General features: G+C 71.5%; 11 protein-coding genes. 6 read left to right on the forward strand and 5 right to left on the reverse strand.

Annotation, left to right across the window (positions count from 1 at the left end; genetic code table 11):
- Positions 1-2 precede the first annotated feature (2 nt).
- The 3 genes from AB0M73_RS13925 to AB0M73_RS13935 are packed head-to-tail and all read left to right on the forward strand — an operon-like array spanning position 3 to position 4,564.
- The gene (locus tag AB0M73_RS13925) at positions 3-3,026 is read left to right on the forward strand and encodes a BTAD domain-containing putative transcriptional regulator (RefSeq protein ID WP_363890872.1); all 3,024 of its coding nucleotides are present in this window, start codon (positions 3-5) and stop codon (positions 3,024-3,026) included.
- Positions 3,027-3,035: 9 nt separating this feature from the next.
- Positions 3,036-3,449, forward strand: a complete 414-nt coding sequence (locus AB0M73_RS13930) for a thioesterase family protein (protein ID WP_084579046.1) — start codon at positions 3,036-3,038, stop codon at positions 3,447-3,449.
- Positions 3,446-4,564, forward strand: coding sequence for a zinc-binding dehydrogenase (locus AB0M73_RS13935; protein WP_043716130.1), 1,119 nt, complete (start codon positions 3,446-3,448; stop codon positions 4,562-4,564). Before AB0M73_RS13930 ends, AB0M73_RS13935 begins: the two co-directional genes overlap by 4 nt.
- Here the strand turns inward: AB0M73_RS13935 and AB0M73_RS13940 are convergent.
- On the reverse strand, positions 4,542-5,087 hold the full coding sequence (locus tag AB0M73_RS13940) for a TetR family transcriptional regulator (protein WP_363890873.1): 546 nt from the start codon (positions 5,085-5,087) through the stop codon (positions 4,542-4,544). The two genes, AB0M73_RS13935 and AB0M73_RS13940, sit on opposite strands and share 23 nt — an antisense overlap.
- An 84-nt stretch (positions 5,088-5,171) precedes the next feature.
- On the opposite strand from AB0M73_RS13940, the gene AB0M73_RS13945 reads away from it, so the two are divergent.
- The gene (locus AB0M73_RS13945) at positions 5,172-6,392 is read left to right on the forward strand and encodes an MFS transporter (protein ID WP_363890874.1); all 1,221 of its coding nucleotides are present in this window, start codon (positions 5,172-5,174) and stop codon (positions 6,390-6,392) included.
- Here AB0M73_RS13945 and AB0M73_RS13950 read toward each other — a convergent pair.
- The 4 genes from AB0M73_RS13950 to AB0M73_RS13965 form a co-directional block, all read right to left on the reverse strand.
- Entirely contained in the window at positions 6,328-6,699 is a 372-nt protein-coding gene (locus AB0M73_RS13950; RefSeq protein ID WP_363890875.1) for an MmcQ/YjbR family DNA-binding protein, read from the reverse strand. The genes AB0M73_RS13945 and AB0M73_RS13950 overlap by 65 nt on opposite strands.
- A gap of 74 nt (positions 6,700-6,773) precedes the next feature.
- Complete coding sequence (locus AB0M73_RS13955; protein ID WP_363890876.1) at positions 6,774-7,268, reverse strand: GNAT family N-acetyltransferase; 495 nt, start codon at positions 7,266-7,268, stop codon at positions 6,774-6,776.
- Between the two features lie 9 nt (positions 7,269-7,277).
- Positions 7,278-7,790 (reverse strand): pyridoxamine 5'-phosphate oxidase family protein, encoded by a 513-nt coding sequence (locus AB0M73_RS13960; protein WP_363890878.1) that lies wholly within the window; start codon positions 7,788-7,790, stop codon positions 7,278-7,280.
- 64 nt (positions 7,791-7,854) lie between these two features.
- Positions 7,855-8,895, reverse strand: a complete 1,041-nt coding sequence (locus AB0M73_RS13965; RefSeq protein ID WP_052394210.1) for a C40 family peptidase — start codon at positions 8,893-8,895, stop codon at positions 7,855-7,857.
- Between the two features lie 128 nt (positions 8,896-9,023).
- Between AB0M73_RS13965 and AB0M73_RS13970 the strand changes: the two genes are divergently transcribed.
- Together AB0M73_RS13970 and AB0M73_RS13975 are read left to right on the forward strand one after the other, a co-directional pair.
- A complete protein-coding gene (locus AB0M73_RS13970; protein WP_363890879.1) occupies positions 9,024-9,791 on the forward strand; it encodes a hypothetical protein in 768 nt (255 codons plus the stop codon).
- Between the two features lie 72 nt (positions 9,792-9,863).
- Positions 9,864-13,010, forward strand: coding sequence for a glucodextranase DOMON-like domain-containing protein (locus tag AB0M73_RS13975; protein ID WP_363890881.1), 3,147 nt, complete (start codon positions 9,864-9,866; stop codon positions 13,008-13,010).
- The last annotated feature ends 30 nt before the right edge of the window (positions 13,011-13,040 follow it).

Consider the following 13,040-nt stretch of genomic DNA (forward strand, 5'->3'; position numbering starts at 1 on the left):
GGGTGAGCACCGAGCTGACCCTGCTGTCGCGGGTGGGCTGCCGGGGGCGGGAGGTCACCGGGCCACGGCTGCGTGGCCTGCTGGCGCTGCTGGCCGGCAGCCTCCGGGCCGGGTGCAGCGTGCCGGCGCTGGTCGACGGCCTGTGGCCGGACGCACGGCCGGAGAACCCGACCAAGGCGGTGCAGGTCCTGGTCTCGCGGATCCGCTCGCAGTTCGGGGCCGATCTGATCGCCAACACCGCCACCGGCTACCGCCTCACCCTGGCCGCCGACGAGGTCGACGCCACCGCGGTGCTCCTGCACGCCCGTGACACCCGAAATGCCGACGCCCACAAGGCACTGGAGGCGGCCGAGAAGGGCCTGGCCTGCTGGGACGGCGAGCCGGACGCCACGGCCAACGGCGATCCGCTGTCCCAGCTCCGGGCGGCAAGGGCGTCGACTTACCTTGAGCTGCAACGAATGCGGGGCCTCGCGCTGTCGCGGCTGTGCCGCCACCAGGAAGCCGTCGAGGCCCTCGACCCGAACGGCGACGAAGAGACCCTCACCGCGCTGCTGAGGTCCGAGGCGGCCACCGCCGGTCCGGCGCGGGCGCTGGCCCGCTACGACGCCTACCGCCGCAAGATCCGCGACGAGCTGGGCGTCGATCCCGGCCCGGAACTCCAGGCCCTGCACCAAGAGCTGCTGCACGACGGGACTCCGCCGCAGCGACACGGTGTCGCCAACGAGCCGAACCAGCTGCTCGGCCGGGACGACGACATCGTCAAGCTGAGGGAGCTGCTCCGGTCCGCCCGGGTCGTCTCCGTCGTCGGCCCGGGCGGCCTCGGCAAGACCCGGCTGGCCACCGTGGTCAGCCGCGAGGCCGAGCAGCGCCTGGTCCACTTCGTCACGCTGGCCGGTGTGGCCTCGGACGACGACGTGGCCGGCGAGGTCGCCGCGGCGATCGGTGATGGCGCCCGGCCGGCCCGGATCGGCAACGAGATCACCGGCATCGTTGCCGCCCTCGGTGCTGGTCTGCTCGTCCTGGACAACTGCGAGCATGTCGTGGAGGGCGTCGCCGAACTCGTGCGCGCGCTGGTGGCCATGGGCCGTGAGCTGCGAATTCTCACCACGAGTCGTGCTCCGCTGGGTCTGTCCTCGGAGTCGGTCTACCTGCTGCCGGAGCTGACCCTGTCGACCAGCGCCGAGCTGTTCCGGCAGCGGGCCCGCGCCGCGCGACCGGACGTGGAGCTGCCGGACGACGTCGTCACGACCATCTGCCGGCACCTGGACGGCCTGCCGCTGGCGGTCGAGCTGGCGGCGGCGAAGGTCCGGGTGATGTCCGTGCGGGAGATCGCGGATCGCCTGGACAACCGGTTTTCCTTGCTGCGCGGTGGTTCCCGGGACTCGCCGGCCCGGCACCGCACGCTGGCGGCGGTGGTCGACTGGGGCTGGAACCTGCTCGACGAGGAGGGCCAGCAGGCGCTGGCGGCCCTGTCAGTGTTCCCGGGCGGCTTCACCGCCGACGCCGCCCGTCACCTCGTCGACGGCGATCTCGCTGACCTGGTTGGGCAATCGCTGCTCAAGGTCGTGGACACGCGCTGGGGCAGCCGGTTTCTGATGCTGGACACGGTGCGTGAGTTCGCCGCCGCCCGCCGCGCCGACCCAGACCGTGCGATCGAGGGTTTTCTGTCGTGGGCCACGGAATTCGGCCTGACCCACCACGACAAGGTGTACGCGGAGCATCCCACGGCGACCGTGGAGCTGATCCGCAGCGAGCTGGACAACCTGGCCCAGGCGCTGCGCTACGCGCTGGACCGCGGCGACGCGCGCAGCATGGTGGCGATCGCCGTCGTGCAGGCCAACCTGTGGGTGGTCGAGAACCGCTACCCGCGGCTGGTGTGGCTCCAGGAGGCCACGGGCTGGCTGCTCTCGCACTACGAGCCGGACGACGAGACGCTGGAGGCGACGCGGACGCTGGCCACGCTCGGCATCGCGACCACGTACGCCGTGCAGGGGCCGAGGGCCGTGCGCGCGCTCGCGGTGCTGCGACGGCTGCCGCCGGCGCCGCCGACCACGCTGCTGCGGGCGGTGGCGATCTGCGCTGTCACACCGGGCGAGCAGTACCCGGCGCTGTGCGAGAGCGACGAGCCGCTGCTGGCCGCCGTGGCCAATCTCTTCATGACGTACCTGTACGAGGTCGAGTGCGACATCGAGAACGCGCTGGCGGCGGCGCACCGGGCGCTGGTGTTGTTCGACCAGGGGCCGCCGAGCTGGATACGGATCTCGGTGCACGCCCGCTACGCCGAGTTGTGCCTGCAAGCCGGCCGACCCGAGGACGCGTTGGCGCAGGTACACGTGGTGCTGGCGCTGCTCGGCGACCAGCCCGGCTGGCCGACCGAGGCCGGCGTCCGCTGGGGCGCGGTGGTCGCGTGCCTGCAACTCGGCGACACCGACCAGGCCGAGCGCTGGTTCGCCGAGGTCGCGCCGTCCTACGGCGACGCGGACGTGCTGTCGCCGGGACTCGGCCTGCGCGCGATGATCCAGCTCAGCCGAGGCGACGTCGACGGTGGGCTCGCACTGTGGCGGGAGTCCGTCGCCCGCCTGCACGACGAGGAGCTGATACGGCAGAACCTGCCCGGCTTCGAGGTGTGGACGCTGGAGAACGAGGCCGCCGCGGTCATCGCGCACGCCCTGCACGGGCGGCTGGCCGAGGTCGAGTCCGTCACGCGGGGCCAGACCGAGCGGCTGGCCGCGATGCTGGTGACCCCGCCGGTGCCGACGCAGCTGTCGATCGGCGGCTATCCCGTGCTCGGGGCGCTGCTGCTCGCGGTGGCCGCCACCGATGCCGAGCGGACCCCGGCCCGGGCCGCCCGCCTGGTGGCCATCGCCGAGAAGTGGCGCTACAGCAAGACGTTCGTGGGCGTCGACCGGATACGACAGTTCGCCATGGACGCCGACCGGGCCGCGTACGAGCGGGCCGTGGCCGACTACGCCGGGCTCGACCGGGTCGAGCTGCGCCGGATCGCCCTGGAGCTGCTTTCCGGTTAGATGGGGCGCATGACCGAGTACGGCTACTGGCAGGACGTGCCGACCAGGTGGAAGGACAACGACCACTACGGGCACGTGAACAACGCGGTGCACTACTCGGTGATGGACACCGTGATCAACACCTGGCTCATCGAACGCGCCGGCCTCGACCTGGACGGCGACGGCCCGATCGGCCTGTGCGTCGAGTCGCACTGCGTCTACAAGGCCTCGGTGTCGTTTCCCGAGGTCATCGCGGTCGGGCTGCGCGTCGGGCACCTCGGCACGAGCAGCGTCCGCTACGAGACGGGCCTGTTCCGCGGCGACCGGCGCACGCTGATCGCCGAGGGGACCTTCACCCACGTGTTCGTGGACCGGGAGACCCGCCGTCCGGTGCCGATCGCCGGGCCGATGCGGGACGAGCTGGAGAAGCTGGTGAGCGCATGAAGGTGAACGCGGCGGTGCTGGTGGCCTCCGGCGTCGAGCGGCCGTACGCGGACTCGCGGCCGTTGCAGGTGACGGAGCTGGAGCTGGATCCGCCGGGGCGCGGGGAGATCCTGGTGCGGATCGGGGCGGCCGGGCTGTGCCACTCCGACCTGTCGGTGATCAACGGCTCCCGGCCGCGGCCGCTGCCGATGGTGCTGGGGCACGAGGCGGCGGGCGAGGTCGTCGAGGTGGGGCCGGACGCGGAGTTTGCGGTGGGAGACCACGTGGTGCTGGCCTTCGTGCCGGCCTGCGGCTCGTGTCGGATGTGCCTGGCCGGACGGCCCGCGCTGTGTGAGCCGGGGGCGGTGGCGAACCGCGCCGGCACGCTGCTGTCGGGGGAGAAGCGTTGGCGCGGCGGGGAGAACCACCACCTCGGGGTGTCGGCGTTCGCGGAGTACGCCGTGGTGTCGAGCAAGTCCGCAGTCAAGGTGGATCCGTCGCTGCCGTTCGAGCTGGCGGCGCTGTTCGGCTGCGCCGTGCTGACCGGCGCCGGGGCGGCGTTCCACAGCGCGGAGGTCAAGCCGGGGGAGACGGTCGCGGTGTTCGGCCTCGGCGGCGTCGGCATGGCGGCGTTGCTGGCCGCTCGGGCGGCCGGGGCGGCCCGGATCGTGGCGGTCGACATCGTTGCAACGAAACGCGACTTGGCGGCGCGGTTGGGAGCAAATCACGTTCTCGTAGGAGGCCCGGACGTCGTCGAGGAGCTCCGGGAGCTCACCGGCGGCGGCGCGGACAAGGTCATCGACACCACCGGCAGCGAGCATGTGCTGGCGCAGGCCTATCACGCGACCAGGATCGGCGGCACGACCGTGACCGTCGGCCTGCCGCACCCGGACCGCCAGCTGGTGCTGCCGGCGCTGAGCCTGGTGGCCGAGGAGCGGACGCTGCGCGGCAGCTACCTGGGCTCCAGCGTGCCCCGCCGGGACATCCCGCGGTTCGTGCGGCTGTACCAGGCCGGCCTGCTGCCGGTGCCCGAGCTGGTGTCCGGACGGCTGCGCCTCGACCAGGTCAACGAGGGCTTCGACCAGCTGGCCGGCGGCGAGGCCGTGCGGCAGGTCATCGTTCCGACAGCGTCCTGACCGCCTCGACCGTCGCCTCGATCAGCTTGTCCTGCGGGAAGTCGGCGCCCAGCACCATGCGGCGCAGCTGCGGCATGGCCCTGCCCCAGTTGACCAGGCCCAACGTGAAGAAGTAGATCATCGCGGCATTCGGCACGTGATCGTCGATCGAGGCCACTCGCTTCTGGTACTCGGCGGTGCGGATGTCCTCGGCCGGCACCTCGCGGCCGCCCATCTCCAGCGCCTCCCACATCAGCAGGCGCAGCGCCTCGGGGTTGGCCGCGTGGTAGTCGAACAGCTTGCGGGCGTAGGCGGCGAGGTCGGGCTCCACCGGCACGGCGTCGGCGCAGCGGGACAGCATGCGCTCCAGCACGGCCGCGAACAGCGCCTTCTTGTCGCCGAAGTAGTCGTAGATGGCCCGCTTGTTGGCCTCCGCGGCCTCGGCGATGCGGTCGACCCGGGCGCCGGCGACGCCGTGCGCGGCGAACTCCGTGGTCGCGGCGGCCAGAATCCGCTCCTTGGTCGCCTTCGAGTCGTACCCCACGTGTCCAGGGTAACGAACCGGTTCGTTCCACCGCCGCCGTCGGTTACGATCGAACCAGTTGGTTCGATTTATGGAGGGGGCGTCGTGCCGAGTCGCCGGGTGATTCCGCTGCTCACGCTGGCCTGCGCGGTCTGCGTGGCCACGATCTACTTCCCGCAGGCCATCAGCCCGCTGATCGCCGCCGACCTGCACGTGGCGCCCAGCGCCGCCGCCCAGACCGCCACCGGCGCCCAGCTCGGCTACGCCCTCGGCGTGTTCCTGCTGGTCCCGCTGGGGGACCGGCTGCGGGCGCGGCCGCTGATCGTGGTGCTGATGGTGCTCACCGCCGCCGCCATGCTGGCCGCCGGCCTCGCCACCTCGCTGCCGGTGCTGTTGATCGCCGGCACGCTGGCCGGGGTGTTCACGGTCGTGCCGCAGGTGATCATCCCCATGGTCGCCGGCCTGGTGCCGGACAACCGCCGCGGCGCCGTCGTCGGCACACTGCTCGGCGGCGTCCTGGCCGGCATTCTGCTGGCCCGGACCTTCGGTGGCACCCTCGGCTCGTGGCTGGGCTGGCGCGCCCCGTATCTCGTTGCCGCGGCGGTGATCCTGGTGCTGGCGGCCGTGCTGGCCGTGACCGTTCCGCGCACCGAGCCGTCCGCGCAGCACAACTACCCGTCGCTGCTGGCCGAGGCGTTGCGGTTGCTGCGCCGCGAGCCCGAGCTGCGGCGGTCCGCGCTGTACCAGGTGCTGCTGTTCGGCGGCTTCAGCGCCGCGTGGACGTGCCTGGCCCTGCTGATCAGCGGCCCCCGCTACGGGCTCGGCGCCCAGACCGTCGGCCTGATCGGCCTCGCCGGGGCGGTCAGCGTTTTCGTCACGCCCATCGCCGGCCGGTGGATCGACCGCCGTGGCCCCGAACCCGTCAGCATGATCGCCATCGTCGGCGTGGTGGCGTCGGCCGGGGTGCTGGCCTTCGGACTGCTGGGCGGCGTCGCCGGGCTCGTGCTGCTGATCGCCGGCCTGGTGCTGCTGGACACCGCCGTGCAGGCCAACCAGGTGGCCAACCAGTCGCGGATCTTCGCCCTGCTGCCCGAGGCCCGCAGCCGGCTCAACACCGCGTACATGACCTGCACGTTCCTCGGCGGCACCCTCGGCTCGTGGCTGGGCGTGCAGGCCTACGACCTGTTCGGCTGGGGCGCCGTGGCCGGTCTCATCGCGTTGGCCGCTCTGGCGGCACTGGGCCGCCACCTGGCTCACCGGTCTACTGCTGCGCCAGGTACTCCCGAGCCAGCTTCTTCGGCGCCTTCAGCAGCCACGCCTCGGTGATCACCTCGTCCAGCTCCGGCACGCCGATCCGGTCCAGCCGCAGCAGCACCGCCGGGTAGCCGTCGAAGTGCGGGATGGTGAAGAACACCGCCGGGTCGTCGGCGATCAGGGCCTGCTTGACGCCCTCGTCGGCCACCCGGACCCCGAGGATCGGGCCCTGCTCGTCGAGCCCGTCCGACTGGCGCAGCGGCCGGTCCCAGACGAAGCCCTTGCCCCTGACGTGCCACTGCGGCGTGCCCCAGGACAGCTTCTCACCCGTCTCCGGCAACGCCAGCGCGATCCTCCGCACATCCTCCCACGTAGCCATCCACCCTCCCCGCTTTTTCGCCACATGCGCTTCCCATGTGGCACCAGCGTGCAAGCGGGAAGCGCATGTGGCAATCAGCGATATCGCTCGTAGAGGCTGGTGGGGTGGCGGGCGTCCTCGGGGTCGGTGACGTGGAGGAAGCCGGCCTTCTCGTAGTAGCGGCGCAGCCCGGGGTTGTCCTTCGACGCCGCCAGCCGCACGTACCGCCAGCCCTTCGCGGACGCCGCCGCCTGCACCCAGTCCAGGATCCGGTAGCCCAGCCCGCGGCCCGCCGCCTCCCGGGCCACCGCCAGCCGTGAGATGTAGTACGCCGGCACGGAGTCCTCGCCCCACAGCTCGGGGTCGCTGTCCGACACCACCACCGTCGCCACCGCCGGGCTGCCCACCAGCAGCGCCTCGCCGGCCGCGATCTGCTCGCGCACCGAGTCCGCCGGGAACCGCTCCGGCCACTGCTCGATGCCCCGCTCGTGCAACCACGAGGCAGCGCCGGACAGCAGGTCGAGGACCGCGTTCTCGTCGCCCGGTAACGCCGTGCGGATCGGAGCGTGGTTGAACAGCAGGATCGCCACGTGTTGAGGCTACTTGGCCGTCCAGAACTGGCGTGGGGCGTAGCCCTCGCGGCGCAGCCAGTGCTCCGTGTAGACGATGCGTTCCGCGTCCACCACGACCAGCGGCCCCGACGGCGGCTCGTCCAGCGACCGCGACCGCTCCACGTGATCGGACTGCCACCGGACCGCCGACCAGTAGTGCTGGAACTCGGGATGCTCGTCCGGCAGCACCCGCGCCCGGCCGAACACCTGCGCGCCCCGGCTGCTCGCCTGCCCGACCAGCGGCGCGAACACGCCGATCGACACCCGCGGATCGGCGGCGATGTTGCGCATCTTCGGCGACGTCGCCGCCGCGGTGAACATCAGGGCCGTGTCGAGGTGGAAGTAGCGCACCGGCGTGGCCAGCGGGCCGTCCGGGCCGGTGGTGGCCAGCACGCACATGTTCTGCGAGGACAACAGGTTGAGGATGCGCTCCTCAAGCCGGTCCCGATCGAGCTTGCGGGTGGGGGCCGGCCCGGCCAGCCAGGGATTGGTCACCGCCATGATCAATACAACCACGGCCGGCGCGTGCGACGCGCGGGGCGCACGCACCGGCCGAGCTCTGGCCTCAGCCGACGATGCGCCGGGAGGTGTAGTAGTCGCTGCCGCCGCCGCTGATCGGCACGACCTTGACGACCTGGCCCACGTCCGGGGCGTGCACGATGTTGCCGTTGCCGATGTACATGGCCACGTGGTGCACGTTGCTGGCGGTGCCGAAGAACAGCAGGTCGCCGGGGATCATGTCGGCCTTGGCCACCGGACGCCCCTGCAGCACCTGCTCGGTGGTGACGCGGGGCAGGGTCACGCCGGCCTGCCGGTACGCGTACTGCACCAGCGAGGAGCAGTCCAGCGCCGAGCCCGGGGTGTTGCCGCCGTAGACGTAGGGCGTGCCGACCTGGCCCAACGCCGCCTTGACCGCGACACCGGCGGCGCCGGCCGGCACGTTGCTGGTGTCGAACGGGAGGCCCTTGTCGGACTTGAGCGCGGTCTTCTGCGTGCCGGTCAGCCGGTTGTACGCCTCCTGCGCGGCCTGCTGGGCCTTGCCGGCGGCGTCCTTCTGCGCCTGGAGGCCGTCGGCGACCTGCTTGGCCTTGGCGGCGGCGTCGTTGGCCTTCTGCTGGGCCTGCGTCGCCTGCTTGCTGGCGGCGCTGGCCTTGTCCAGCGACCGGCTCAGGCCGTCCATGGCGTCGCCGTTGAACTTGCTGACCTCCTGGAGCATCCAGGCGCGGTCGAGGAAGTCGCTGGGCGACTGGCCGGTGAGCAGGGCGGACATGCTGCTGAGGTCGGCGCCCTCGGTGGTGGCCGACACCCAGCGGTCCACGTCGCCGCGGTAGCGGTCCTCCTCGGTCTGCGCCTGCTTCTCGGCCTGCTGGTCGGTGGCCAGCTCCGTGGTCGCCTTCTGCACGTCGGCCTGGCGGGCCTGGTAGGCCAGCTGCGCGGCGGTGTACTGCTCGCCGAGGGATTCCTGCTTCTGGCTCGCGTCGTGCAGCTGGGCCAGGGCGTCGTTGGCGTTGGTGGGGGGATCCGCCTGTGCCGAGGCCGGAGTGAGGCTGATGACCGCCAAGGTCACGCCGAGCGCGCCGAGCACGTGCTTGTACGGGTTCTTCACTTCGCTCCTTCGCAGGGGTGTCAGGAGTCGATACGCGTCTCGGTCGGCCTATGGTTCACATGCCGCCGAAATACAGCTGTGACCTCCGTGAATGCAACCAAGGGCCGTGATCACACACCTTAGTGAGTATGAGGCTGGGGAGTCGGGGGGCGCTGCCGCTGTGGTTGTCGGTGGTGGCCGCGCTGGTATGTGTGTTCGTGCTGATCCGCGGATTGATCGGCGACGTGGCGACCGCGGCGCAGCAGGCCGCGCCGCAGGCCACGCTGGGTCTGGAGGTCTACGACCGGACCGCGGGCCAGGCGCTGGTGGCATCCGGCGCGGATCGGCCTTTCGCGGCGGAATCGGTCATCAAGCTGTTGATCGCCATTGACGCGCTGAAGCGGCACAGCGGCTCGACCGCGAAGGTCACGCAAATGCTGGCCCGCAGCGACGATTCCATCGCGAACGCGCTGTGGTCGGCCGGCGGGGGCACGAAGATCGTGACCAGCCTGGCCGCGCAGCTGCACCTTCAGCACACCACGCCGCCGCAGGATCCGGCCCGGTGGGGCGACACGCTGACCACCGCCGACGACGTGGTCCGGATCTACCAGTACCTGGAGTCGGCGAACCAGCAGACGATCATCAACGCGCTCTACCGCGCCCCGGCCATCGCCGCCGACGGCTTCGACCAGTCCTTCGGCATCCCGTCGCTCGGGGCGGGCCAGTGGTGGGTGAAGCAGGGCTGGGGATGCTGCCGACCCGACCGGGTCCTGCACACCACCGGACTCGTCGGCCCCGGCCAGCGATATGTGGTAGTCGTCCTCAGCAGCGCCCCGAGCAGCACAAATGCCGCCGACGAGGCCAAGGCGATCACCGCCGCGACGCAGGCCCTTGCTCCTCTTCTCAAGGCACGATAACTTCAGTGCCCATTGAAGCCAGTCCTCGCTAGGGTCGTTTCGAGGTCCGACCCAACGGCGAGAGGGCTAGAGATGCTGCGGGGACTGGCGCCGGTGATCCTGGCGTCGATGGTGGTGACAGCGGTGCCGGTCGCGGCCGCTCCGGTGACACCGGGCGCGCCGGGCGTGACGGCGTACTTCGACACCGGGCGCAAGGACTGCCTCGGCACGGCGCGCAACTCCAGATCCAAGGTCTGGTACACGGTCGCCGACGGCGTGCTGTCGGACGTGTACGAGCCGACGATCGACAACACCGATGTGGGCACCTTGCAGTACGTGGTGACCGACGGCCGCTCGTTCACCGACCTCCAGACCCGGGACACCACCTACACCGTGCGCGCCGACCGCACGGGCATGGTCTGCACGGTCACCTCGACCAGTGCCAAGCATCGATATCGGCTCACCACCACGTACATCACCGACCCGGCCCGTGACTCGGTGGTCATGCACACCACGGTCGACGGCCCGCCGAACCTGCGCGTGTACGCCCGCCTCGACGGGCATGTGAACGGCAACAGCGGGGACAGCGCCTCGGTCGTCGACGGCGTGCCGGTGCTCTACGACACCGACACCGTCAGCCAGGCCACCAATCGTGCCTACGCCGTGCCGACCTTCATGGCCCTGGCCGGCACCTCGACGCGATCGGCGACGGTCGGCTACGCCGGCACCGCCAGCGACGGCCTGACCCAGCTCGACGGCAATCGCACCCTCACCCGGTATGCCACGGCCTCCAACGGGCATGTCACCGCGACCGAGGACGTGACCGCTCGGGACTTCACGCTGGCCCTGGGCTTCGGTCGGAATCGCGATCAGGCCGTCGACACCGCCCGGGCGTCGGCGCGCTCGTGGTTCGACCGGATGCGCGACGACTACACCGACGGCTGGCGGGACTACGACTCCGAGCTGGCTCAGGGCACCCTGCCGCTGGACGCCAACGTGCTGAAGTCCAGCGAGGACAAGACGTTCCCGGGCGCGGTCGTCGCCTCGCTGGCCAGCCCGTGGGGCCAGGCGGTGAAGGCCGACAAGCCGGTGTACTTCGGTTCCTACCGCGAGGTGTTCGCCCGCGACGCGTACGAGGCGTTCACCGGGTTCCTGGCCGCCGGCGACAGATCCACCGCCCGCGCCATCGCCACGTTCCTGTTGACCAAGCAGCAGCTGCCGACCGGCGAGCTGCCCCGCAACTCGCTGGTCAACGGCAAGATCGCCCCCGACACCGGCGGCGACCAGCTCGACGAGACCGCGTACCCGATCCTGATGGCCCAGCTCACCGGCCTCGACGACAACTCCCTGTGGACACAGCACATCAAGCCCGCCGCCGACTACCTGCTGGCCCACGGGCCGTCGTTCGGCGTCGAGCGCTGGGAGGAGCAGTCCGGGTACTCGCCGTCCACCATCGCCGCCGAGATCGCCGGCCTCGCCGCCGCCGGAGCGCTGGCCGATCGGCATGGCGACCACGCCGACGCGCGGATCTACCGGGCCGCCGCCGACGACTTCCAGCGCAACGTGAAGTCGTGGACCGTCACCACCACGGGGCCGTACGGTCCCTCGTACTTCGTGCGGCTGACCAAGAACGGCGACCCGAACTCGGCTGTCAGCTACAGCCTCGGCAACGGCGGCCCGACCGCCGACCAGCGGGCGATCGTCGACGGCGGCTTCCAGGAACTCGTCCGCCTCGGCGAGCTCTCCCCGCAGGACAAGGACTTCACCGCCTCGCTGGCCGTGCTGGACAAGCAGATTTCGGTGCGCACCGCCACCGGTGTCGGCTACTACCGTTACGGCACTTCGGCTTCCGCCGGCAGCGCCGACGGCTACGGCGACTGTTACCAGCCCAGCCAGAGCACCTGCACCGGCCAGGGGCAGCCGTGGCCGACCACCGACACCGGCACCGGGCACCTGTGGCCCGTGCTGTCCGGCGAACGGGCCGAGTCCGCCCTGTCCCTGGGCGATGGCCATGCGGCGAAGTCGTTGCTGGACAGCATGTTCGGCTCCGCCTCCGGCGTCGGGCTGGTGCCCGAGCAGGCGTGGGAGAGCCCCGACCTGCCCCCTTCGCCCTACGGCACCGATCCCACCGTCGCCTCCATCGGCTTCGCCAACGGCCACGCCGCAGGCTCGGCTTCGCCCCTCACGTGGGCCCAGGCGCAGCGCCTTCGCCTGGCCGCCGATCTCCGCGCCGGCCACGTCCTCGACCGTCCGTCCGTCACCACCGACCGCTACGTCGCCCATGCCGCCCCCGGCAAGGCCGACGTGACCGTCTCGGCCACCGCCAGCGGTGCCACCGCCGCGGTCACCGGCAAGACCTTGCCCCGCGCCGACGTGAGCGTGCAGGCCCTGGCCACCGACACCGCCGGCAAGGCCGCCACCGTCACCACCACGGCCGGGGCCGACGGCACCTACTCCGTCACCGTGCCGCTGGGCTTCGGCTCCAACTCCATCACCGTCGGCGTGTCCGCCCCGGGCAACCGGACCGGCGACGCCCACACCACCGTCACCGGCGATCTCGTCGGCGGCGCCACCGTTCTCGACACCGCCGATCCCGCCGGCGACGACAACGGTCCCGGCACGTTCCAGTACCCCACCGCCCCCGACTTCGCCGCCGGTTCCTTCGACATCACCCGGTTCCAGGCGATCACCTTGGGCGACACCGTCTATCTGCGCACCACCCTGCGGAACCTGGTCCCCACCTTCGGCAACACCATGGGCGCCCAGCTGCTCGACATCTTCGTCGGCGCCCCCGGCAGGCCCACCTCCACCGCGGCGCCGTTCCCGTCCCGCAACTACCAGGTTTCCCCGTGGTCCCAACGCATCGAGCTCCAGGGCTTCGCTTCCCCCGCCTGGCTCGACGCCGCCGGGCACCAGGTCGGCACCCCCACGGCCGCCGTGGCGTCCACCGACACCAGAACCATCACCGTCGCCTTACCCAAGGCGGCGTTCGGCGAGCCCGGTCCCGGTTGGACCTTCTCCGTGGTCCTCACCGGACAGGACGGCTTCAACGCCGACCAGGCCCGCTCCTTCGCCGCCACACCCCAGGGCTACCAGTTCGGCCTGTGCGCCCCCGGCGGCGCGGATCCGATCTGCGCCATCGACCCCGCGACGGCGCCCAAGGCCATCGACACCGTGCCCGCGTCGCAGTTGGACCCCACGAAGGGACAGGTGATCGTCAACGCCGTGACCGTGCCGTAGCGCCGGCCCGAAAATGTGTGGCGGGCCGAC

The organism is Kutzneria sp. NPDC051319 (assembly GCF_040682195.1).
Lineage (GTDB): Bacteria > Actinomycetota > Actinomycetes > Mycobacteriales > Pseudonocardiaceae > Kutzneria.

Excerpts from the sequence above, each read along its gene's own strand:
- AB0M73_RS13975 (WP_363890881.1), top strand. The coding sequence starts at position 9,864 with ATGCTGCGGGGACTGGCGCCGGTGATCCTGGCGTCGATGGTGGTGACA.
- AB0M73_RS13930 (WP_084579046.1), top strand. The coding sequence starts at position 3,036 with ATGACCGAGTACGGCTACTGGCAGGACGTGCCGACCAGGTGGAAGGAC.
- AB0M73_RS13970 (WP_363890879.1), top strand. The coding sequence starts at position 9,024 with ATGAGGCTGGGGAGTCGGGGGGCGCTGCCGCTGTGGTTGTCGGTGGTG.
- AB0M73_RS13960 (WP_363890878.1), bottom strand. The coding sequence starts at position 7,790 with ATGGCGGTGACCAATCCCTGGCTGGCCGGGCCGGCCCCCACCCGCAAG.
- AB0M73_RS13935 (WP_043716130.1), top strand. The coding sequence starts at position 3,446 with ATGAAGGTGAACGCGGCGGTGCTGGTGGCCTCCGGCGTCGAGCGGCCG.
- AB0M73_RS13950 (WP_363890875.1), bottom strand. The coding sequence starts at position 6,699 with ATGGCTACGTGGGAGGATGTGCGGAGGATCGCGCTGGCGTTGCCGGAG.